Below are 23400 nucleotides of genomic sequence, written 5' to 3'. Positions count from 1 at the left end.
GCTCTTGGCTGGGTGTTAGCGTATGATTAAACAGCACAATGTTGGCATCTAAATCGGCAACCCTTTGGGCAATCTCGTCCGCCTTACCTGTTCCAATAAATAGTTTGGCATTGGGCTTGTTCATCGTCCCTGTAATGGTATCCAAAATAACAGCATCGGCAGAAGTGGCAAGCAGGGCAAACTCTTGTAAATCGTTTTGGTTATCGGCAAATTCAAGCGATTTAAATACACAATGCACCAAAATGGCTTTTTCTGTGCCTGCGTGTTGGTCAAGATATTGCAAAGTTTTTCCTTAACAAAGGTTTTAAAATAAGATATAATGGCATAATTAAAAATGTTTTTCAAGTTTAGTTTTGTTGGTTCATAATCTGGTTTTTTATTTTTTAATTTATGAAATATCTCAAAAATTCCATGTTAATCCTTTTTTCTATAATTGCCATTTTGACGATTATCATTACTTTATATTTGCAAATGCCTATTTTTGGAGCGACACCTACAGGCGAACGATTGGCAAAAATTCAAAACTCACCCAATTACAAAAACGGGCAATTTCAAAATCTTTCCCATACGCCTATCATTAATCACGAAGATGGAGCAGTTGCTTGGTTTTTTGAAATGCTATTTCCAGAAAAAAGCTCAAACATCACACCCAAAAACCCCATTCCATCTATCAAGACCGATTTAAATAATCTACCAAAAAATAAAAATTGGTTTATTTGGTTTGGACATTCATCTTATTTATTAAATTTAAATGGCAAAATATTTTTAATTGACCCTGTTTTTACACGAGCAACACCTTTACCTTTTGGTGGTAACCCATATCAAGGAACGGATATTTATCAGCCTAGCGATATGCCAAAGGTGGATTATTTAATTATCACGCACGACCATTATGATCATTTGGATTACCACACCATTACAGCAATTAAAAACAATGTTGGGCAGATTATTATGGGTCTTGGTGTTGGAGCTCATTTGGAGCGTTGGGGTATTGATGATAGTAAAATTATTGAATTGGATTGGTACGAGAACATTCAACTTGGTAAATTTAATATTACCGCCCTGCCTACTCGTCATTTTTCGGGAAGAAGACTAAAACGCAATCAATCGCTATGGGCATCGTTTATGATTTCATCGGATTTTGGCAATGTTTATGTTGGTGGCGATGGCGGTTATGATGTTTTTTATAAAGACATTAAACAAAAGTTTGGAGATATTGATTTAGCAATTTTAGAAAATGGACAATATAATAAAAATTGGGCAAACATTCATTTTATGCCTGATGATTTAATCAAAGCCATCAATGATTTAAATCCACAAAAAATCATTCCTGTGCATAATAGCAAATTTACCTTAGCTTATCATGCTTGGAATGAACCGTTAATTAAATTATCCACTTATGCCAAACAACATCATTTGCCACTTTATACACCCAAAATTGGCGAAGTATTTTATCTTGATGAAGAAATGACATTTGATGAATGGTGGATTCAATAGTTTTACACCAAACCGATGAGATATTAAAATGATTGACATTAAAAATTCAAATCTGTTACCCCATTTTACTCTATCTACTAACGCCAAAACCCTAAATTTATCCACCCCAAAAATCATGGGGATTTTAAACGTAACGCCCGATTCTTTTTCGGACGGTGGGCGGTTTGATACATTGGACAACGCTTTAAGCCATGTAGATGAGATGCTCTCTTGGGGTGTGGACATCATTGATATTGGTGGCGAATCCACTCGCCCAAATGCCCCTGCGGTTGATAGTGATACTGAGCTTGGTCGGGTCGTGCCTGTGGTGGACGCAATCCGTGCAAGGTTTGGCGATGAGATTTGGCTATCGCTTGACACCAGCAATCCTGCCGTTATGGAGCAGGGCATTAGGGCAGGGGCAGACATCGTCAATGACGTGCGTGGACTGCGTGGGGTGGGGGCTAGGGAGATGGTGGCAAGCCTTGATTGCCCTGTCGTCATCATGCACTCACGGGGTGAGCCTGATACCATGACAAGGACGATGAATGATTTGGCAACATATGCGGACGTGGTGGCAGAAGTAGTCAGCGAGCTTGGGGCGGACGTACAAAACGCCCTCAATGCAGGCGTGAAACGTGAACACATCATCATTGATGTGGGCATGGGCTTTGCCAAAAATTACGAACATCATGTTGCTTTGATGAAACGGCTTGGCGACATTCAAGCTCATTTTGATTTACCCATGCTGTTTGGCGTGTCTCGCAAACGCTTTTTGGGTGAGATTTTGGGGCAATTTACCCCTGCTCACAACCACACACCCGCCGACCGAGATGTCGTGGGGGCGGTGGCTCATCTACTGGCAATCCAACAAGGGGCAAACATCGTGCGAGTGCATGATGTGGCGATGATGGCTCAGGCAATCAAAATGTGGCAGATGGTATGCTAATATCTGCCAAAATAGTGAGTGTGGGCTAATTTTATGGCTGCGTAGAATAAGCGATTTATGAATTGGAACCGAAAGGAGCATCACACCAATCAATCACCCCACCGCCCAAACACACTTCACCGTCATAAAAGACCACCGATTGTCCAGCCGTTACCGCCCGTTGGGGGGTGTCAAAGACCACACGCACGGTGTCATTGTCCACAAAAACGGTGCAATCTTGGTCGGGTTGGCGATAGCGAGCTTTGGCGGTGAGCTTTGTACCGCTAGCAGGCACGGCATTGACCCAGTCTAGCTTATAGGCGGTCAAGGTGGTGGACATGAGATAAGGGTGTTCGTGCCCTTGTCCGACAATCAAGCGGTTATTTGCCAGATCTTTATGTAGCACAAACCATGGCTCTTCTGGGCGATTTGCCACCCCACCAATGCCAATGCCACCCCGTTGCCCAATGGTATAATACATCAAACCGTCGTGTGTACCAAGCCTCACACCATCATCGGTGTAAATGTCGCCTTGTTTGGCAGGTAGGTAGGTTTGCAAGAAATCTTTAAATTTACGCTCGCCGATAAAGCAAATGCCTGTACTGTCTTTTTTCTTGGCGGTGGCAAGCTCGTACCGCTCGGCAATGGCTCGCACTTCTGACTTTTCTAGTTCGCCCACAGGAAATAGCGTTTTGGCGATTTTATCGCCCCCAACTGCGTGTAAAAAATAACTTTGGTCTTTGTTGGTGTCTAGTCCACGCAGTAAGCACGCCTTGCTGTCCACTTCAAAACTTCGGCGAGTATAATGCCCTGTGGCGATATAGTCCGCCCCCAGCGTCAAGGCATAATCCAAAAAGGCTTTGAATTTGACTTCTTTGTTACACAAAATATCAGGATTGGGCGTGCGACCTGCTTTGTATTCTTCCAAAAAATGTTCAAAGACATTGTCCCAATACTCTGCCGAAAAGTTGGCGGTATGGAGCGGTATGCCGATTTTGTCCGCCACCGCTTGTGCGTCCGCTAGGTCGGTCATGGCGGTGCAGTATTCGGTGCCGTCATCTTCTTCCCAGTTTTTCATGAACAAGCCTTCCACACAAAAGCCTGCTTCTTTTAACAACACCGCCGACACCGAGCTGTCCACACCGCCAGACATGCCAACGATGACTTTGATTTGGTTGGGGGTTTTGCCATGAAAATTGGCGACATCAGAAAGACGGTAGGCGTTCATAATTTTAGTTTGGTTAAAAAGTTAAAAATTGTATGGGGCATCTTTTGGTATTTGCAAGTCTGCTTGAAAATTATCTTAAAACTTCTTGCTTTTTCTCATAAAAATAGATAAAATACCACCTTATTTTTCCTAGTCGTGTTCGTTAGTAAGAGCTATCAAGGGATAGCCACGGCACTCAGGTTTATTGGAGAATGCGATGTACGCAGTTATCAAAAGTGGCGGTAAGCAACACCGTGTCAGCGTTGGCGAGACTTTGAAAGTTGAGCTATTGAAAGCAGAAGTTGGTGCAACCTTGAATATCGAGGAAGTGCTAATGGTAGTAAATGGTGCTGATGTAAAAATCGGTCAGCCTGTGGTTGCTGGTGCCAGTGTGGTTGCAGAAGTAGTTTCTCACGGTCGTGGCAAAAAGGTGCGTATCGTTAAGCACCGTCGCCGTAAGCACTATCACAAAGAGCAAGGTCATCGTCAATGGTATACCGAGCTTAAAATCAACGCAATCAATGGTTAATTTACATACTTTTAGCTAAAAGTATTCACAGGAGATATTCTCATGGCAACTAAAAAAGCTGGTGGTTCCACCAAAAACGGTCGCGACTCTAACCCAAAAATGCTTGGTGTAAAAGTATTTGGCGGTCAAGACGTCATCGCAGGTAACATCATCGTTCGTCAGCGTGGTACAGAATTTCATGCAGGTGAAGGCGTGGGCATGGGTCGTGACCACACACTTTTCGCTTTGACTGACGGCGTGGTAAAATTTGAAAAGAAAGGCGAGTTCGGTCGCCGTTATGTGTCTGTTGTTGGCGAATAATTAGCCAAATAGCTCACGCATAAAATCCCACGAGTGCAAACTGGTGGGATTTTTTTATGGACAAATATTTATTTAACATAATCCTCTTTGATGCTTGCGTGGTGTTTTGGATAGGGGGTGGAATTGACTATAAAGCCTGCGTAATGTGCGTATCACGCACCAATAAAGGGCTAGTACTTCAAACGGTGCGTGGTTGCACCCTGCGCCTAAGGTTGATTTTGTGGTACTTTTAAAATTTTTAACTGTATTATTTTGACATGATGACCAACGTTTCCAACATAATGGCGAAATTGTGTAAAAAATGCAAAAATATGGCGAAGGCGAGCGTTCCGCCAACAAGTCTGGCACGCAATAAAATCCAACTGCTTATGAAATAAAAAATGATAAAGCCTGATTCACCTGAGTACTTTGGTAAAAAGGAATGGACTGGTGGGGTAAGTTTGGGGTTGGAATTTTAACAGTGGTCAAGGTGGTTTAGCTTTTTTTGCATGAGTCAGCGATGATGGTGGTAGGAGGGTTATTGGTGTTAGCATAAGAAAGGTTAGCAAGGCCAAGTCCAATTAATACCGCCCCACACAAGGTTGCCCATTTTCCATAATAGGCATTCACACGATTTTGGGAGATAATCTGACTTTCTCCTAGTCCTGCATTAGACTCACTTCCTCCTTGACTGCCTGATTTTCCTTGCGAATGTGTCTTTTCAGAAACAACCACAAGTCTTTGTAGGTGTTTGCTGAAGATGACGCGGTATAATTGTTTGTTCATATCAAAGATTCTTTTAAAAGCATATTGATGGTAGACTATATAAAATAGGGTATGGGGTTGGCAAGTAGTGTTGGGGTTTTAAAGGAAAATTCTTTTTCCCAAGAGACCCTTGCGTTTATTAAATTTGGGTTTTTTAAAGTTTTACAAGATAAGAAATGCTTAGTTTTATCTTTTTGGTTTTACAAAAGGTTCAATATATCTTTTTTTAATAATCACAAAAATGACGATAAATTGCACCATCTAAATCACAAAACCAATCTAGAAAAACCTCATTAAGTTCATCTTGAATAATCTCAATCAAGCTACTTTTTAAATCATTGTACATTGTATCATTGGTTGCACACACATTTATTGACATAGGTATAGCATACTTTTTGGACTGACAATCAAATAAAGCAAAAACCTCAAAAAGATAATTATTCTTACTTAAAAAAATGCCTCCAATTTCAACTTTCTTTCATTTATTTTGCAACCCACTTTCCACTCCTAATTCTATTTAAAGTGTTTGCACGAGTATTCTTAAATTACGATATAACAATAAGTTGTCATGAGCCAAATACCGCATCTGTATAAATCCATATAATAAATATTACTGGATAAAAACGTAGATGGAATTGAACAATTTTAAAATATTTTGATTTTTTTATATTCTCTGACTTTATTCTTCCTATAAAAATATCCCAAGCTAAATTAGTTATTTCAATATTATGAGTAAAAAAACCACCAATATCTTTAATTAATCCTATATCTTTACTTAGTCTTACTATAAAATAAAAATAAGAAAGTATGAATAGAAATAGTATAAAAAATACAAATAAAGGTAAATTTTGCATTTATAGCTCCTATTGTTTATTTTTTAGATTCTTGATTATCGATTGGTAGAATTTTAAATGTTTTGGAATAACCAGTTGCAGGACCAATATTCCAACCAATTCCAACTCCGCCCGCATCAGCAGTGCTGCGATCAGTCGCTGTATAAGCTACGGTTGCTGTAGTTAGATTTAGAATGCTGACGATGGTGTCTTTTTGCTCTTGGGTCAGATCTTTTGTGTCTTTGCCATATAGGTAGGTGGCTAAGATTGGGGCGGCTTTTTCACTGGTTGCTCCTGATAGAGCACCTGTTGTGATGTTGTTGCCTGTGGCGTAGCTTGTGGCAGCACCAAGTATGGCATGAGCCAGTAGGTGTTGTGGGCTTTGCTCTTCGGGTCTATTACCGCCATCTGATTGGTTTTTGAGTTCGTTGTCTTTAAAATATTGCCCAATTTGATAAGCCACTTGTGGACTAACCGCTCTTGCAACATCGCCTATGATACCATTTGAATTAGGTGCATACAAGGCTGAGGTGATGCCATCAAATAGTCTGAGGTTGTCGTCTATTTGCTTGGCTTTGGCTTCTAAGTCTGTTCTTTCTTGGCTTCCTTGTGGGAGTTTTTCAGCTTCTTTGCGATACGCTTCTGCTTTTTTGGCATATTGGGTTCTAACTTCTCGTCTGTTTTGGTCAAAGCTTTGCGTTACCTGAACTTGAACATCAAGTTCTCTTTGCACCTCATCTTTGTTAAAACCATTAGTAAGAGCTGTTGTCGCTTGATAATCTTGGGTTATACCAATGTTACCAATCATGGTGGTTATGATGATTTGGTCAAACAGGGCGTAAAATAATCCTAAATCCAAACCACCCCAAAATAAATGCCGTTTTGGGGTGGTTTTGTCATCCGTGAATCAATATTCCTGTGAAAAATATGGTATAATGACCGATTAAGTAAAAAATAGAGATAAATTATGCGTTTTATTGATGAAGCGGTGATTAGTGTCAAAGCAGGCGATGGCGGTAACGGCATTGTCAGTTTTCGCCGTGAAAAATTTGTCCCCAAAGGTGGCCCTGATGGCGGTGATGGTGGCAAGGGCGGTAGTGTTTATGTGATTGCTGATGACAACACCAACACGCTCGTGGATTTTCGTTATACTCGTAAATTTGAGGCTAAACGAGGCGAAAACGGTCGCTCCAAAAACTGCTCAGGCAAAGGGGCGGACGACATTTATTTAAAAGTGCCTGTGGGTACGACCATCATTGATACTGACCTTGATGTGGTGATTGGGGATTTGGTGGAGATTGGGCAAACCATTTTGGTGGCTAAGGGTGGTGATGGCGGTTTTGGTAATACCCGCTTTAAAACCTCCACCAACCAAGCTCCCCGTAAAGCCATTCCCGGTTTTGCTGGCGAAGCCAAAAATCTAAAATTAGAACTTAAAGTTGTGGCTGATGTGGGTTTGATTGGTTTGCCAAATGCGGGCAAATCCACCTTTATCCGCCAAGTGTCGTCCGCTCGTCCTAAGGTGGCGGATTATCCTTTTACCACCCTTGTGCCAAACTTGGGCGTGGTCGATGTGGGTACGCATCAATCCTTTGTGATGGCGGATATTCCGGGGCTTATTGAGGGGGCGAGCGAGGGAGCAGGGCTTGGCATTCGCTTTTTAAAACACGTGGCTCGTACTCGCCGTTTGCTCCACATTGTTGATGTTAAGCCGATTGATGGCTCAAATCCTGCCGATAATGCACGCATTATTTTGCATGAACTCGAAAAATTTTCGCCTGAGTTGTCCAAATTACCCCAAATTCTGGTACTCAATAAAATCGACCAATTGGACGATGATGAGCTTGATGAAGTGTGTGAAAACATCGTCAAGGATTTAAATTGGCAAGGCGAAGTCTTTCGTACTTCAACCATTGGCGGTATTGGTACGGACGAGATTAAATATCATCTGATGAGCGAGATTGAGGCGGAAGAGGAGCGAGAGGCGGAGGACGTTGATTTTGCCAAAGAAAGAGCCGAACGATTTGCCAGATTGGAGGAGGAAGTCCGTCATAATACCGAAATCCAAAAAGAGGCATACCGTGCCAAACGCAAAGCTGAGCGTGAGGGTCTGTCTGACGATGATGAGGACGACTGGGACGAGGATGATTATGATGTGGCGGTGGAGTACGCACCATATTAACAAGGGAATGTTATGAGTAAGCTAAAACGCATTGTCATTAAAATCGGTTCATCACTACTGACCAACAACGGTCGTGGGCTTGACCGCACCGCCATTTATGAATGGGCAAGACAAATCGCCACGTTGCACGCTCGTGGTATCGAGGTGGTGCTGGTGTCTAGTGGGGCGGTGGCAGAGGGTGTGGTTCGCATGAACCTATCTGAACGCCCCAAAAAGCTCCCTGCTTTGCAGGCGTGCGCTTCCATTGGACAAATGGGGCTGATTGAGACGTGGTGGCAGGCACTCATTCAACGAGGGGTGCAGTCTTCACAGATTTTGCTCACCCATGATGATTTGGCTCATCGTTCTCGCTATCTTAACATCGCCCAAACCCTAAACCAACTCATTGACTGGCATGTTGTTCCTGTCATTAATGAAAACGACACGGTGAGCTATGGAGAGATTAAATTTGGCGATAATGACACGCTCGGGGCGATGAGTGCCACGCTCGTGGGGGCGGATTTGTACATCATTTTGACCGACCAAGAGGGCGTATTTACTGACAACCCACGCACCAACCCTGATGCCAAACTTATCCAAACCGAGCGAGCGATGGCGGATTATCTCTTTGAGGTGGCGGGCGATGGCGGTAAATGGGGTTCTGGTGGTATGCTCACCAAAATCCGTGCAGGGCGACTGGCAGCGATGGCAAATTGTCCAACCATCATCGCCAATGGTAAAGTTGAAAATATCATCACTCGTCTGGCAGATGGCGAATCGATTGGCACACGGCTGACTACCGACCATGCCGACCGTCTGATTGCCAAGAAGCAATGGCTTGCTACCCACATTCGTGTGGCAGGCACGCTCATCATTGATGATGGGGCGGTGGAGGCAATCACGCATCAGCACAAATCATTGCTTCCTGTGGGTGTGGTTGAAGTGCAGGGCGATTTTGACATGGGCGATGTGGTGGAAATCGTTAATCGTGATAAAGTGCGTTTGGCAGTGGGTCAAGTGGGTTTTGACAGCACCCAAGCCAAACAAATCACCCAAAAGCACACCGATGAAGTATTGCAAATCTTAAATTTAACTGATAATGACAAAGCCATCATGGTGCATCGTGATGAGATGGCGGTGTTGTAATATCATCGCAAGACAATTAAAAGATGGTATTATGTTGCTTATATGTTGTCAATTTGTGAACTTATTTTAAAAGCATACAACTTTTGCTATAATATTGGTATAATTAAAGTTTGGGTTTTTTTATAACCATAATTTGTGTATTATTTGCACATAGACCTTAGTGATGATTTATGGCAATTTGTACATTCTAAACATGGAAAATTTTATGTCGGCAACCAACCAAAAATTCGCCCCCCTAAAAAACGACCGCCTACTCCGTGCCTTGCGTTTTGAGCCTGTGGATACCACCCCTGTATGGATGATGAGACAAGCGGGGCGATATTTGCCAGAATATAAAGAAACCCGTACCAAAGCGGGCGATTTTTTGAGCCTGTGTAAAGATACGGACTTGGCGACCGAAGTGACGTTACAGCCCTTACGCCGTTTTGAGCTGGATGCGGCGATTTTGTTTAGCGACATTTTAACCATTCCTGATGCGTTTGGTTTGGGATTGTATTTTGAGGAGGGCGAAGGTCCTAAGCTCAAATACACCGTCCGCACGCCCACCGACCTTGAACGCCTACCAAAAATCGATGTGAACGGTCAGCTTGATTATGTCATGAAAGCGGTAACCAACATTCGCAAAGAACTAAACGGTCAAGTGCCATTGTTTGGGTTTAGCGGTTCGCCTTGGACGCTCGCCACTTATATGGTGGAGGGTGGGTCAAGTCGTGAATTTCGCCATACCAAAGAGATGATGTACGCTCGCCCTGAGTTTTTGCACGCCTTGCTTGCCAAAATCACCGATGCGGTGGTGGATTATTTGGATGCTCAGATTGTGGCAGGGGCAAACTTGGTACAGATTTTTGACAGTTGGGGTGGAGCGTTGGCACATCAGCAGTTTGCTGAATTTAGTCATCATTATAACCGTGAGATTGTCGCACGCTTAAAAGAAAAAAACCCTGATACTCCTGTGGTATTATTTACCAAAGGTGGTGGGTTGTGGCTTGATATTCAGGCGGACAGCGAGGCGGATTGTTTGGGGCTTGATTGGACGGTGCGTCTTGATAAGGCTCGCCAAATGCTTAGTGAAACCCAAAGAGCCTTAACCATCAAGCACAAAAAACTTCAAAAGCCCAAAGCCATTCAGGGTAACCTAGACCCTGCGACACTTTATGGCTCGCCAGAGAGCATCCGCCAAGCGGTCAATGACATGCTCTCCAATGCTTATCGTGCCGACAAGACTGGCTATATCGCCAATCTGGGACATGGCATCACCCAGTGGGTAAAACCAGAGCATGCCAAAGTCTTTATTGATGCGGTGCATGAGTTTAAGATTTAAAGTAGTGATTTTGACATAAAACCATGATATATTCATGGTTTTTTTGTTGGAAGCTGGTTATTGGATTTTAAAATTATTTTAAAATCAATCTGTTGTTGAATTTTATGGGTAAATGACTAAAATTTTTTGCCGAAAAACATAAAATTATGCTAGAATGACACACCAAAATACACACGATGTAGTTATTATATTTTTATAAATATACCATATATAGTATATTCTCAAATTGAAGCAGAGAGTTGTATGCATTATTCTATTTTTCCTCAAACCAAAAACGACCCCCTAAAAGAACCCATGTTTTTTGGGCAAGCGGTGAACGTCTCTCGCTACGACCAGCAACGCCACCCCATTTTTGAGCAGTTGATTGAAAAGCAGTTGTCCTTTTTCTGGCGACCAGAGGAGATTGATGTCAGCCGTGATAGGATTGATTTTAGTGAGCTTTCTGCCCCCGCCCAGCACATTTTTTTATCCAACCTAAAATACCAAACCTTGCTAGATAGCATTCAAGGACGTAGCCCCAATGCGGTGCTTTTGCCGATTGTGTCTTTGCCTGAGCTTGAAACATGGATTGAAACGTGGAGTTTTAGCGAAACCATTCACAGCCGTAGCTACACGCACATCATTCGTAACATCGTCAATGACCCCAGCGTGATTTTTGATGACATCATGGATAACGAGCACATTTTGGCACGAGCCAAAGACATTGCGGTGTATTATGATGATTTGTATGAGGCGAGCCAAACTTATAACTTAACAGGCAAGGGCGATTTGCGTGAATTAAAGAAAAAGCTATATTTGTGTATCGTAGCGGTTAATGTATTGGAGGCGATTCGTTTTTATGTGTCGTTTGCCTGTTCATTTGCCTTTGCCGAAAACAAAGTCATGGAAGGTAATGCCAAAATCATCAAGATGATTGCCCGTGATGAAGCCTTGCACCTCAATGGTACTCAGCACATCATCAATCTGATGAGAAATGGTCAGGACGACCCCGAGATGGTAGAGATTGCCAAAGAGTGTGAGGCGGAGGCAACTCAGATTTTCCGTGTGGCAGCCGAGCAAGAAAAAGATTGGGCGGATTATTTATTTAAAGATGGCTCAATCATTGGACTAAACCGTGATATTTTGTGCCAGTATGTGGAGTACATCACTAACACACGTATGATAGCGATTGGCTTGCCTGCGATTTTTGATGTTAAATCCAACCCAATCCCATGGATTAACGCTTGGCTATCGTCCGACAATGTCCAAGTTGCCCCCCAAGAAACCGAAATCACCACCTATCTGGTCGGTCAGATTGACAGTGATTTGGAAGGGGTGGATTTAAATGATTTTAAATTGTAATCAGTAGAATGCTCATGTCGTGGGTTTTTACAGATGAAATGCGGTTTTACCTGCATGAGGGCGAGACCTTGCTTGATGGCATGATACGCACCGAGCATAAAGACGTGCGGTACATGTGCCGTCAGGGGTATTGTGGGGCGTGTAAGATGAAAGTTAGAGGCATGATTGGGCAAGTTTCATCAAAGCAGACTCCGTTGGCACAGCTAAATGCAGATGAGGTGTTGGCGTGCTGCTGTATGCCGATGGGGGCGATGGCGGTGGGTTATGATGATGTTGGTGCTTGTATTCATGTTGGTTGTGACAGTCCCCATCAACATTTGGAGTATGTGTTTGCTAAATGTCAGTTGGAGGTTATCAAGTAGACCATCATCGGTTCAAGATCCCCATCATCATATAGGTAAATGTAATCAACATTGTCATTTTTAAAATTTATAATAATATCTGGTTATCACCATTTATCTAGTAACCTATTGAATATAGGTTATTTTTTTGTCTTTTTATGCTATTTTATCAGATGAGCAACATTAGCGTTACAATGTTAAAAATTGACAAAAATTATCCATTTGTGGCAGGTTTGGGTGTGATGACATGAAAAAAGTTTGTAGTTTATTGATTTATATTAATTTTTATTTTTTATAAAAATACCTTATTTAAATTGTGTATTTTATGTACAAATGTTTATACAAATGTTTCATTTTTGTAAATATTCTCTATTTTGTTATGTTATATTCTTATGCATGTCATGGCAGACATGCGTTTGCTGGTGGATTGGCTGGCGTTTTTGGTGAGGATTTTTTATTCTTACTGTATTGCATCTATAATATTGCTAGTGATTTGTTTTTGTTAATAGTTCTTGCTATGGTTGTTTATGTTTTTTAAAATTATCTATAAAAAACAATAACTTGCAAGTAAACCCAAATGTTACTGAAATTTCTTGCTATTTGGACAGATCTGATTTTTCTTTTACAATAGTTACATCAAGATTGCAATCGAGTAAGCATCGTTACCAATTTTGGTGTGAATGATAAGATGATTAACAATGTGTTGGATTATCTTATGTTGTGTGTTGTTATGGTCATTGAATGTAAAATAACTTAAATGGCAAGTTTATGCTGATAAATTGGCTGTGTTATTTTGGGTCGATTGACTGTATTTATGGAAAAACCCCATGAAGAAATTAGTATTTGCTAAACAGAAATTTGGTTTAAAGCCGCTGACCATCGCTTGTTTGATGATGGCGAGTGCCTCTACTTCTACCAATACTTTTTTATGCGAATAATAATTTACCTCATTTGTTTTTCTGCTAATTTAGCTAGGAGTTTGTGATGAAAAACACTCAATCCAAAAAATATTTTACGCTTACGCCCATTGCCTTGGCGTGCTTAGTTGCAGTTAGTGGTACGGCCAGTGCCAATCCTTGGTGGTGGAAACCAAGACAGCCAGTCAATCCCGCACCAGCCCCAGCCCCAGCCCCTGCCCCATCAGTAGGACAGAACAATGGCTATGTTGCTCCTATCACGCCCACCAAACCCAATTATGACCGTGCTATTAATCAAAACTTGGTTGCGTCTCAGCCACGTGCCAGTGCTGGCACCAGAACAGGTTATAGTGCCATGGACGATATCAATAACGCTCAATTAACCCAAGCGTTTTTTGGTACGGATCAAAATGGCTATGCTGCTCGCTTGAATAATCTAAAAAATAGCATTGACACTCGCAACATGCGTGTGGGTGTGATTGATTCTGGTATTAACCGCAATAACCAAGACATGATCGGTGCTAACGTTCATGGTACGCAGGTATATTGCCAAATCAAGGGGGCAAATAACTGCTATCTGCCTTACGATGATTCTGGCATCAGTGAGATGGCAACCAATGTCGCCAGCGGACATCATGGATCACAAATGGCCTCTATCATTGCTGGTAACAACGGCATGACTAATGCTCGCATCTATGGCAGTGATAGTATTGATAGAAATTCTAATGGTGGCAACCAATTTTTGATGATGCGTCGCCTAAATGACAATTACGGTGTTAAGATTTTTAATAACTCTTGGGGTTCTGATAACTCTGACACATGGTATCGTGATGCTCAAATCTCCGACTATAACCGCAATACGGGTGCGGTAACTTATGGTCGCACAGGCAGAATTACCCATGCTGAATTGACGTTGCCTGTGATTCATGATTTGATTTTGAATCGTGATGCTTTATTAATCAAATCAAGCGGCAATGAAAACCTAAATGATGCCCATGATGAGAACCTAGCTCCTTTAATTAACAGTGATTTTAAAAAGGGTTTTATTACTGTATCGTCGCCTCGTGAGGATTTCTCTCAGGCCAACTTCTGTGGTCGTACAGCTGATTGGTGCTTGGCGGCAACTTCTACCTCTACCAACCACGATAATAATGGTAGCTTAGCTACTTATCAAGGTACCTCTCCTGCCGCAGCTCGTGTTACAGGGACGGCAGTGCTGGTGAAAGCAGCTTATCCTTGGATGAAGAATGAAAATATTTCTCAAACCATTTTGGGGACTGCTAAGGATTTTAACACAGATATGCCATCCACTTATCGTGGTCTAGTGCAAGTGTCTCGTGTACCAACTGGCTATCGTGGTCAGACATTTAGAGACAGTCGTGGCAATATCTACATCTATGGTGATAAAGGTTGGGAGAACCGCCAAGTTATCAAAAACCACAACGGTAAAAACATCACTTGGGAAAGTGGCTGGGGTCTACTAGATCCAGAGGCTGCTGCCAAAGGTTATGGTGGCTTCTATTGGGATAACGTGGTGCTTGATACTGCTGGTACGCCTGTTTCTGTGTTTTATAATGACCTAAAAGGCGATAAAGGTTTTACCAAACAAGGTAATGGTAAACTAGTCTTTACGGGCAACAACAGCTATCGTGGTGATTCTATCATTAGAGGTGGTACGCTAGAAGTTAATGGCAATAATGGTCAATCCATCATTCGCTTGTTTGGTGGCGAGCTAACAGGTTATGGTACTGTTGGTATGGTGGTGCAGAAGGGTGGCTCACTAAATAACGAGGGCAACCTAACAATTGACAACAATTTTAGCGCAGATCGTAATAGTGAATTTAAAGCCAAATTTGGCAACATGATTACTGTAAATGGCTGGGCATTGTTAGATGGTACTATCAGCCTAACAGGAGAAACTCGTGATGGCATCATCAGTCAAAATGGCAGCCGCAGTACTGTTCTTCGTGCCAAAAACGGTGTCAGAGGTCAATACGCCAATCAGCGTTCTACCAATCCACTGTTTGAGCTTACCAAAGTAGAGTACACACCCACTGCCAACAGTAATGGTACCACCAGTGGTAGCACCAATACCGATGTTCAAATCACTGCAAGACGCTTGCAAGCAGGTAATGTGGTTCGTTCGGTGTCTATGATGGACAGCGGTGCTCGTGTGGCGAGTAATTTAGATAAAGTGCTTGCTAACATGGATAAAAAACAAGAGACTGGTACGTTGAGCGATGATGAAAAATCATTTGCTAGCCGAGTATTTTCTGGTTTTGAAAACATGGTAGCGACCAACAATGCAACAGATGTATCGTCAACTTTATCAGTTGTAGACACCAATAAAGAGCTTTATAAACTTGACCCAAGCGTATACGCTAACACCGCCGCCAATACCGTAGAAGTTAGTGCCACCAACGCCACCAATTTCGCCAAAAAACTAGGTAACCTAGAAGAGCGAGCAATGTGGGGCGATGTGCTGCACCAAGAGTATGATTATGATCTCAATCACTCTACCAGTGAGCGTAAAACTAATGGCTTTAATGTGGGTGTTGGTACTAAGCTAGATACTGGCGTGGTCGTTGGTGCACAGATTGATACTGGTAAATTAGAGCTTGTAGACTCTGTTTATGGTATTAATAATAAAACCGAAACCAAACTGCTCGGTCTTACTGTCGGTGCCTCTAAGTCCATCACTGATAAAGCTAATGTAACAGGTTGGTTACAAGGTGCCAACACCAGCACCAAGAGCAACCGCAATGGTGCTAATAATTCTGGTGATTTTGATGGCAGAGTATTGGGTGCTGGCGTGCAGGTGGCAAGCAAGCTAAACGTGGGTAGTCAAGTGGAAGTGAAGCCTTATGCCTTTGCTGGCTATCAAAACTATAAGAGCAACGACAACTACAATGATGGTATCAACAATATCAATAGCCTAAGTACTAAACAAACCCAAATCGGTATTGGTGTTGATGCAGCAATGATGGTAGCACCAAATTGGGAAGTGTATGGTGGCGTACAAGCAGCCAATACCACCAAAAAAGACGTAAAACTACGCACCAATTATGCAGGCACAAGTACTGATGTTGAGTTTGAAGGTTGGGATACTGGCAAAAACCAAGTAAAAGCAACCATCGGCACCAACTATAACATCACGCCAAATGCACAGGTTGGTCTAAATTATAGCTATACTGACGGTAAGCATAATGATGTATCAGCAATCGGTGCAAACTTTACCATGAAGTTCTAATCTCATCTAACAACAAACCCAAGGCTTGAACTTGGGTTTGTTTTTATTGTCAATTTACATTCTAAACCCACAATCAAAGCCGTCATCGATGGCTTTTTTGTGCTGATAGAGTAGAGGGAGTACCACTTTCACAACCCAAATACGGCGATAGCCATTTAGTCCATCGGATAAATCCTGCGTGTCATGAGCGGGCTTGTCTTGGTAGATATGATATAAAAGCTCGTCAATCCACCGCCCCTTTAAAAGCAGGTTGCTAGGCACGCCCAACAAATTGGCATGTTCATCAATGGCTTGGTTTAGGGCTTGGCGAAAGGGCTTGGCTTTGCTGGTGTAGGCAGGGATTTTTGTAGGCATTTGATGGGTGGGTAACTCTTTGGCATGCTTGATGATAGCAACAATCTCATTGCCATGACGGCGAAGTGAAGCACGGTTTATGGTGGTGGTTGACAATTCTTTGATGTTGGTGGGTAGTGTCTCAATAATCTCACGCAATGGCTGTTTGCCAATGATAAAACTTCTGGGTTTATTGGTGGCACGTGCCAGTTTTTCTCGCCACGCAGTAAGTGCTTTTAGAGTGGAGAGTTGTACCCTGTTATAGTTTGGTGCGACAAAGTCTAGATAAAGCTGGTCATCAGCGATATTTTGTGCGGCGTGTAGCTCTTTGGCGTAGAGCGTGCAGTCTTCAATGGCGTAGTTAAGTGATTTATTTTTAATAAGATTTTCTTTTACGGACTCATATAAAGCAAGCAAATACCGCACGTCATTGAGTGCGTATTGTTCCTGCTTGTGTGTCAGAGGGCGAGCAAGCCAGTCAGATTGGCTCTCACCCTTATCTAGGGCAATCCCCAAAATCTCGTGTACAGATTGGCTATAACCTACTTGCAATTTACCTGTCAGATATGCCACGCCAATTTGTACGTCAAAAACATTGGTAAGTGGTGGGTTATCCGCCAGCAAATAAAAAATCCCCAAATCTTCTCCGCAAGCATACCACACCATGACTGGCACTTGGCATAGCACCTGCCAAAACTTTGTCAAATCAAGGCAGGGAACATCAACCAGATAAAGGGTTTTACCAGTATTGACCTGTATGAGTGCCAATATGGGGTAGTAAGTATCACGCTTAATAAACTCGGTATCCAACGCCACTACATCAACTGTGTCAAGCTCGTCAATCAGCTCTTGCAGTTCGTTTTGGGTTTTTACCCATTTGGTTGGCAAGCTAAGTAGGGCATGATTGTCAATGGTGGCTTTGGGAAATTGAAATTTGGTGGGTTGGTTGGTATTATTTAAATGAGTCATAATAAAAACAGGGGATAAAATAGAGCGTTATTTTATACGAAAAATCAGCGATTGTGTCAAGCTTGGATATGGATAAAATGTATTTAAAATCGGTTTTTTATCTTTATTGGGTTTTATTGATAATTTATTATTAACAATTTGGGCGTATCGTGATAAGATAGCGGTGTAAAATTTTATCCAAAATAAAGGAAAATGACAATGCTTATCGAATTTACTAAAATGCATGGTCTGGGCAATGATTTTATGGTAATTGACCTAGTTACTCAGCGTATGAACTTGACAAATGAGCTGGTTAGATTGCTTGCCGATCGTCATATTGGCGTGGGTTTTGACCAGTTGCTTATCGTAGAGCCACCATCTCGCCCTGATGTGGATTTTAAGTACCGTATTTTTAATGCTGATGGACAGGAAGTTTCTCAATGTGGTAACGGAGCAAGATGTTTTGCTTCTTTTGTGCAAGCTCGCAAATTATCCTTTAAACAGCGTCTTAGAGTGGAGACCGCTAGTGGCATTATTACGCTGACCACCGACCGTTATGGTTGGGTGCAAGTGGACATGGGTAAGCCTAAGTTTGAGCCTAGCGAGATTCCTTTTGCTCCCCAAGCCATCACTAAAATTGGGAACGCTTACCGCCTAAATGTCGATGGCGAGCCTGTGCAGTTGTATCTTGCCAATATGGGTAATCCCCATGCGGTGATTTTGGTGGACGATGTACTGACTGCTGACGTGGCAAGATTGGGTAAGCTCATCGAAAGCCACGAATCATTTCCAGAGCGTGTCAATGTTGGCTTTGTCCAAATTATTAATCAACGCCATGTGCGTCTGCGTGTCTATGAGAGAGGCGTGGGCGAAACGCAGGCGTGTGGTACAGGGGCATGTGCTGCTGTGGCGGTCGGTGTGCGTGAAGGCTGGATTGATGAGGGTGTGGACGTGCGAGTTCAGCTTTATGGCGGTAGTCTTGCGGTGCGTTACCAAGAGGGATATTCGGTCATGATGACAGGTCCAACCTCGTTTGTCTATGAGGGAGTGTTTAGCCCTGATGGATTGGCGGCACAAGCAGGGATTAACCTAAGTCCCACAGAAGAGTACGAAGTCTAAATGATAAAACCCTTGCAGTAAGCAGGGGTTTATTTTATTAAGGGTTGGAGATTTTGGGGTAATAAACATCAAATCTGATGACGTCATTATTAAAACTTTGATTGGGCGATTTATTAGCAAAATTGGGGGCGGAAATGGGGCGTTTAATCATCAGTTTATCACAGTTTGCCATTGCCGTTTCAAATAAAACCATTTCATCGGCAAAACTTGGCGGATTGATAAAATGGTGCAACACTTGCATATTTTTATTGACCGCTCCTTTATAGCTGTCATTGGGGAACATGGGGTCAAGATAAATCAAATCGTGTTTTGGGTTTTGTTTGATAATCTCATTACTATCGCCAAACACAATACTCATTCTTGTCATGAGTTTTTGCCAATTTTGGTTTTGGCTCATTTTTTGTTGTTCAAACACTAACATTAAAAACAACATGGGGTTTTGTTCAATCATCAGAACGCTTGCCCCTGTGCTTGCCAAAATCAAACTGTCTTGCCCAAACCCTGCTGTACCGTCAATGACGCTCATCTCTTTATTTAATTTGCTTGCCTTTAAAATCAGCTCGTTATTTTTGCCTGCACTGACAATGCGTTTTTGTAGGCTTTGCCAATTTAGGGAAGTTTTGATGATTTCATCATCCACCACCATCGCTAAAATTAAACTTTGTTTATCGAAAAATAGTAGGGGTGTATCGGGATTTAAGGTATTTAGTTTTTTTAAGGATTTATTGGAGCAGTCCAAAGTATCAATGATGGACAATGACAAAGGTAATTGAAATTCTTTTATGATGTTTTTAATTAACTTTAATTGTTGTTCATCATTATTTAAAAAAAGACAATTCAATGATTTCACCCTTGTATTTGATAACCGAACCCAAAAAACGCAATCAAGACAATCAATCCTGTTATAATTCTTAAATAAGCAAAAATCATAAAGTCTTTTTTACTGACCCACGCCACCATAAAACGAATACAAAGAAGTGCCACAACAAAGGAAATCAATATCCCAACGCCCAATACCGTCCAATCTTGTCCTGTTTGTAAAGCATCTTTATGTTTAATAAGTCCCAAAATGGCAGCCCCAAAAATCACAGGAATACCCAAAAAGAATGAAAACTCGGTTGCCGCCGTGCGTGATGTGCCAAATAACAATGCTCCGATGATGGTTGAGCCAGAGCGAGAAGTTCCTGGAATTAGGGCAAGACATTGACATAAACCGATTTTTAAAGCGGTCTTAAAATCGATTTGTTCAGCGGTTTTTGCGATAATGGGTCTTTTGGTTTTTTCGGCATAAATAATGAGTATCGCACCGATAATGAGCATGATTGCCACCACCACAGGGTGAAATAATTTTTCGGTAATAAAATCCTCAAATGCCAACCCCACCGCCATTACAGGAATGGTGGCAATGATCAAAGATAACCCTAATTGACGAGGTTTTTCCAAGCCTTTGGCTTTGCCTGTTAATAACCCTATTAAGGCATTGTACAGTCTGCCCCAATAATCATAAACCACTGCCAAGATTGCCCCCATTTGAATGACGACAATAAAAAGGCTGGTTTTTTCTTTTGTCCAAAAGTTCATCAAATCAGCAGACAAAATCAAGTATCCTGTACTAGAAATCGGCAAAAACTCGGTAATGCCTTCGACAATGCCCATGATTAGGGCTTTGATAAATAATAAAATGTCCACAATAATTCGCTCTTTTTACATAAATTGGGGTTTTGTAGGCTGGGATTTATCCCAACTCTGATTAGACCTTTGATTGTGTGCCATCTACAGCCTATCCACATAATCATCAACATCGTGAATTTTAAATATTATATAAAATAATGCCAATAAAAATAATGTAAATAGAATGCTAAATTTAATGCCACCTTGATAGCAAAGAAATAGATAAATAATAAAATATAAAATGCCTTTAATCACTTTTTCCCCTGCTCCGCCAAAGTTTTCCATGCATTATGACGTAAATAGACAGGTAGGGCATTTTCAGCACTTACTCCGCCATTATTTAAATAGTCAAAATAAGCAATTTTTCCAATATCGCTGGCACTTGGGTTTAGGTCAATCAGTTTGCCGTTGGTTTTGATAAATGCTCCACCATTGCCAATGATAAAATCGGCTTGTATTTCACTATCATATGCCAATAATTGTTCATCGCCAATTTGGGTTAATACACCATTTTCAATTTGATAAAAACACGCATAAACTTCATTTTGGCGAGCGTCAATACAACTTGCGATAATGGCATTATTAGAAATAGCATTTTGCACAACAAAGGCATTGGCAAGCGTTTTTAAACTTGACACCCCCACACATGGCAACTCGCACGCAAACGATAAAGCCTGCACCACCGCCGTATTGATACGAATGCCACTAAACGCTCCCGGCCCTCGATTGAAGGCGAAAGCATGGACATTGGCTAATGAAGTACCTGAGTGATGAAGGGCTTGATCAAGTAGGGGTAGAATGGTTTCGGTTTGTCCACGTCCGCCTGCAAGGGTATCTGCATAAATCACTTCGCCATCTGTGATGATGGCGATGGAGCATTGGTCAAACACGGTATCAAAGGCGATGATGGTAGTCATAAGTAACGGTGCTAAGTGAAATTCATTATAATAGCACAAAATTCATTTGATTTTTATTGTTTTGTTAAATTGATAATTAAAATCCACCAATCCAAAAACGCATGTTGATTGGTTTGGTGTATCTAATGGGCGAATGTAGCATGAGAAACTTTATTGGTTATTTATCAGCAGGGTGGATTGTTAGGTTGTTGATGCCAACCCAATGCCTGCTAAACTGATATGCCACACGTCCAGAGCGACCGCCACGACCGCTAGCCCATTTTAGAGCCTCTGCTTGGGCTGATTCGTCAAAATCCAGACCTGCTTTGGCAAGATAATGTGCCACAATATTTAGGTAGGTTTCTTGGTTCATGGGGTAAAAAGAAATCCACAACCCAAAACGATCAGAGAGTGAAACGGTCTCATCGATGGTCTCGTAGGGATTAACTTCATCTGTCTGACCATTATAAATGCTGACATTGTCTTTCATTAGCTGAGGCAGTAGATGACGGCGGTTGCTGGTAGCATACACCAGTAGGTTGTCTTGTTCGCTATCTAATGCCCCATCTAAGACGCTTTTTAGGGTGCGGTAATTTTCATCATGTTGGTTAAATGCCAAATCATCGCAGTAAACAATATAACGACAGTCATTATCCGCCATCATGATTGCATGACGGATTTTATCAAGCATTTGCAAATCATCACGAGAAACTTCAATAATCCTTAGCCCATCTGTATGATAAGCACAAAGCAAAGCACGCACCAAACTTGATTTACCAGCACCACGTGTACCCGTCATGAGTACATGATTGGCGGGGAGGCGATGTAAAAACTGGCGAGTATTTTGGATAATCTTATCTTTTTGAGTGTCAATACCGTGCAAATCGTCAAGGCTGACACTAAAATGCACATCAATGGCAGAAAGTCCTCCATGCACGCCACCCACCCAGCGATAAGCCAAAACTTCTTTGTCAAGTGTGATGGCAGGTTGTGTGTATTGTGTCAGAAATTGGTTGGCTTTTTGGAGGAATGTCTTGCCAAGCGTCAGTAGTTCGTCAGTTGGGTTCATGAGGAAACTTAAAAATGTGATTCTTGTCAGTATATCACGGATTTTTTAAAAAATAAAATCATCAAAACACCCAACACCTACTAAGGTATTAAGGTTGTTTTGGTCTTTGACAAAATTTAGGTAAGAGCTCTTGAAATTTGTGTTTTTTGGCTTTATATTAGTAGTTGCAAATCCATGATTTGTAAAGCGTTTAACCCTACTTTTATTAAGGAATTGTTATGTCATTTACCCTGCCAGAGCTAGGCTATGCCTATGACGCATTAGAGCCACATTTTGACAAAGAGACCATGGAAATCCACCATTCTCGCCACCACCAAGCCTACGTCAATAACGCCAACGTTGCCCTAGAAGGCACCGAGTGGGCGGACAAATCAGCCGAAGAAGTGATTGCCAATCTATCAGCTCTACCTGCCGACAAACAAACTGCTGTACGTAACAACGCAGGTGGACACGCCAACCACAGCCTATTTTGGACAATCCTAAAAACTGGCACAGAACTAAAAGGCTCATTAAAAGACGCCATCGTGCGTGATTTTGGTTCGGTGGAAGCCTTCCAAGAGCAGTTTGAAAAGGCGGCTGCCACTCGTTTTGGTTCTGGTTGGGCGTGGCTGGTCAAGCAAGGCGATAAACTTGCTGTTGTTTCTACCGCCAACCAAGACAGCCCACTTATGGGTAAAGACGTGGCAGGCTGTGAAGGCACGCCTATCATCGGTCTTGATGTGTGGGAGCACGCCTACTACCTAAAATACCAAAACAAACGCCCCGACTACATCAAGGCGTTCTGGAACGTGGTTAACTGGGACAAAGCCCAAGAAAACTTCGACAAGGCTTAATGTTCCTTGTTTTGATATAAAAAAAGAGTGGCATGTT

At 42.0% G+C, this 23400-nt stretch carries 21 protein-coding genes and 1 pseudogene; 12 read left to right on the top strand and 10 right to left on the bottom strand.

Features of this window, described 5'->3' with window-relative positions:
- Window positions 1-283, bottom strand: a pseudogene (locus Q4B79_RS03600) (GTPase HflX); the annotation flags it as partial.
- Window positions 284-411: 128 nt separating this feature from the next.
- Here Q4B79_RS03600 and Q4B79_RS03595 point away from each other — a divergent pair.
- A complete protein-coding gene (locus Q4B79_RS03595; protein WP_303085059.1) occupies window positions 412-1497 on the top strand; it encodes an MBL fold metallo-hydrolase in 1086 nt (361 codons plus the stop codon).
- 115 nt (window positions 1498-1612) lie between these two features.
- Window positions 1613-2425, top strand: coding sequence for a dihydropteroate synthase (gene folP / locus Q4B79_RS03590; protein WP_303085065.1), 813 nt, complete (start codon window positions 1613-1615; stop codon window positions 2423-2425).
- 55 nt (window positions 2426-2480) lie between these two features.
- Here folP and mnmA read toward each other — a convergent pair whose 3' ends face one another.
- Complete coding sequence (gene mnmA / locus Q4B79_RS03585) at window positions 2481-3632, bottom strand: tRNA 2-thiouridine(34) synthase MnmA (RefSeq protein ID WP_303085058.1); 1152 nt, start codon at window positions 3630-3632, stop codon at window positions 2481-2483.
- 196 nt (window positions 3633-3828) lie between these two features.
- On the opposite strand from mnmA, the gene rplU reads away from it, so the two are divergent.
- Window positions 3829-4140, top strand: a complete 312-nt coding sequence (gene rplU / locus Q4B79_RS03580; protein ID WP_078273844.1) for a 50S ribosomal protein L21 — start codon at window positions 3829-3831, stop codon at window positions 4138-4140.
- 42 nt (window positions 4141-4182) lie between these two features.
- Window positions 4183-4440 carry a 50S ribosomal protein L27 gene (gene rpmA, locus Q4B79_RS03575; RefSeq protein ID WP_029102112.1) on the top strand — a complete coding sequence of 86 codons (258 nt, stop codon included), beginning with the start codon at window positions 4183-4185 and terminating at the stop codon, window positions 4438-4440.
- A gap of 474 nt (window positions 4441-4914) precedes the next feature.
- Here the strand turns inward: rpmA and Q4B79_RS03570 are convergent, their stop codons facing one another.
- The 3 genes from Q4B79_RS03570 to Q4B79_RS03560 form a co-directional block, all read right to left on the bottom strand.
- Entirely contained in the window at window positions 4915-5205 is a 291-nt protein-coding gene (locus Q4B79_RS03570; protein WP_303085057.1) for an ESPR domain-containing protein, read from the bottom strand.
- A 545-nt stretch (window positions 5206-5750) separates the two neighbouring features.
- Window positions 5751-6038: a hypothetical protein gene (locus tag Q4B79_RS03565; protein ID WP_303085056.1), complete on the bottom strand. Its 288-nt coding sequence runs from the start codon at window positions 6036-6038 to the stop codon at window positions 5751-5753.
- Between the two features lie 16 nt (window positions 6039-6054).
- Window positions 6055-6876, bottom strand: coding sequence for a hypothetical protein (locus Q4B79_RS03560; RefSeq protein ID WP_303085055.1), 822 nt, complete (start codon window positions 6874-6876; stop codon window positions 6055-6057).
- 108 nt (window positions 6877-6984) lie between these two features.
- On the opposite strand from Q4B79_RS03560, the gene cgtA reads away from it, so the two are divergent.
- The 6 genes from cgtA (at window position 6985) to Q4B79_RS03530 (ending at window position 16494) form a co-directional block, all read left to right on the top strand.
- Window positions 6985-8199 carry an Obg family GTPase CgtA gene (gene cgtA / locus Q4B79_RS03555; protein WP_303085054.1) on the top strand — a complete coding sequence of 405 codons (1215 nt, stop codon included), beginning with the start codon at window positions 6985-6987 and terminating at the stop codon, window positions 8197-8199.
- Window positions 8200-8211: 12 nt separating this feature from the next.
- A complete protein-coding gene (gene proB / locus Q4B79_RS03550) occupies window positions 8212-9324 on the top strand; it encodes a glutamate 5-kinase (protein WP_303085053.1) in 1113 nt (370 codons plus the stop codon).
- A 205-nt stretch (window positions 9325-9529) separates the two neighbouring features.
- On the top strand, window positions 9530-10645 hold the full coding sequence (gene hemE, locus Q4B79_RS03545; protein WP_303085052.1) for a uroporphyrinogen decarboxylase: 1116 nt from the start codon (window positions 9530-9532) through the stop codon (window positions 10643-10645).
- Window positions 10646-10888: 243 nt separating this feature from the next.
- Window positions 10889-11986, top strand: a complete 1098-nt coding sequence (gene nrdB, locus Q4B79_RS03540) for a class Ia ribonucleoside-diphosphate reductase subunit beta (protein ID WP_303085051.1) — start codon at window positions 10889-10891, stop codon at window positions 11984-11986.
- 14 nt (window positions 11987-12000) lie between these two features.
- Complete coding sequence (locus Q4B79_RS03535; protein WP_303085050.1) at window positions 12001-12348, top strand: 2Fe-2S iron-sulfur cluster-binding protein; 348 nt, start codon at window positions 12001-12003, stop codon at window positions 12346-12348.
- A 963-nt stretch (window positions 12349-13311) separates the two neighbouring features.
- The gene (locus tag Q4B79_RS03530; protein WP_303085049.1) at window positions 13312-16494 is read left to right on the top strand and encodes a S8 family serine peptidase; all 3183 of its coding nucleotides are present in this window, start codon (window positions 13312-13314) and stop codon (window positions 16492-16494) included.
- A gap of 54 nt (window positions 16495-16548) precedes the next feature.
- Here Q4B79_RS03530 and Q4B79_RS03525 read toward each other — a convergent pair whose 3' ends face one another.
- The gene (locus Q4B79_RS03525) at window positions 16549-17796 is read right to left on the bottom strand and encodes an HRDC domain-containing protein (protein ID WP_303085048.1); all 1248 of its coding nucleotides are present in this window, start codon (window positions 17794-17796) and stop codon (window positions 16549-16551) included.
- 198 nt (window positions 17797-17994) lie between these two features.
- Here Q4B79_RS03525 and dapF point away from each other — a divergent pair, with 198 nt between their 5' ends.
- Complete coding sequence (dapF, locus tag Q4B79_RS03520; protein ID WP_303085047.1) at window positions 17995-18894, top strand: diaminopimelate epimerase; 900 nt, start codon at window positions 17995-17997, stop codon at window positions 18892-18894.
- Window positions 18895-18931: 37 nt separating this feature from the next.
- On the opposite strand, the gene Q4B79_RS03515 is transcribed toward dapF, so the two are convergent.
- The 4 genes from Q4B79_RS03515 to Q4B79_RS03500 form a co-directional block, all read right to left on the bottom strand.
- Window positions 18932-19735 carry a class I SAM-dependent methyltransferase gene (locus tag Q4B79_RS03515; protein WP_303085046.1) on the bottom strand — a complete coding sequence of 268 codons (804 nt, stop codon included), beginning with the start codon at window positions 19733-19735 and terminating at the stop codon, window positions 18932-18934.
- 5 nt (window positions 19736-19740) lie between these two features.
- Window positions 19741-20583 carry an undecaprenyl-diphosphate phosphatase gene (locus Q4B79_RS03510; RefSeq protein ID WP_303085045.1) on the bottom strand — a complete coding sequence of 281 codons (843 nt, stop codon included), beginning with the start codon at window positions 20581-20583 and terminating at the stop codon, window positions 19741-19743.
- A 233-nt stretch (window positions 20584-20816) separates the two neighbouring features.
- Window positions 20817-21482, bottom strand: coding sequence for a tRNA (adenosine(37)-N6)-threonylcarbamoyltransferase complex dimerization subunit type 1 TsaB (tsaB, locus tag Q4B79_RS03505; protein WP_303085044.1), 666 nt, complete (start codon window positions 21480-21482; stop codon window positions 20817-20819).
- Between the two features lie 157 nt (window positions 21483-21639).
- Window positions 21640-22530 carry an ATP-binding protein gene (locus Q4B79_RS03500; RefSeq protein ID WP_303085043.1) on the bottom strand — a complete coding sequence of 297 codons (891 nt, stop codon included), beginning with the start codon at window positions 22528-22530 and terminating at the stop codon, window positions 21640-21642.
- 218 nt (window positions 22531-22748) lie between these two features.
- Between Q4B79_RS03500 and sodA the strand changes: the two genes are divergently transcribed.
- Window positions 22749-23363, top strand: coding sequence for a superoxide dismutase [Mn] (sodA, locus tag Q4B79_RS03495; protein WP_303085042.1), 615 nt, complete (start codon window positions 22749-22751; stop codon window positions 23361-23363).
- Window positions 23364-23400 lie beyond the last annotated feature (37 nt).

The sequence above is a fragment of the Moraxella sp. genome (genome assembly GCF_030525845.1).
In the GTDB taxonomy this organism is placed as follows: Bacteria; Pseudomonadota; Gammaproteobacteria; order Pseudomonadales; family Moraxellaceae; genus Moraxella.
The sequence above is the reverse complement of the archived record's forward strand: the minus strand, read 5'-3'. Positions and strand labels throughout refer to the sequence as shown.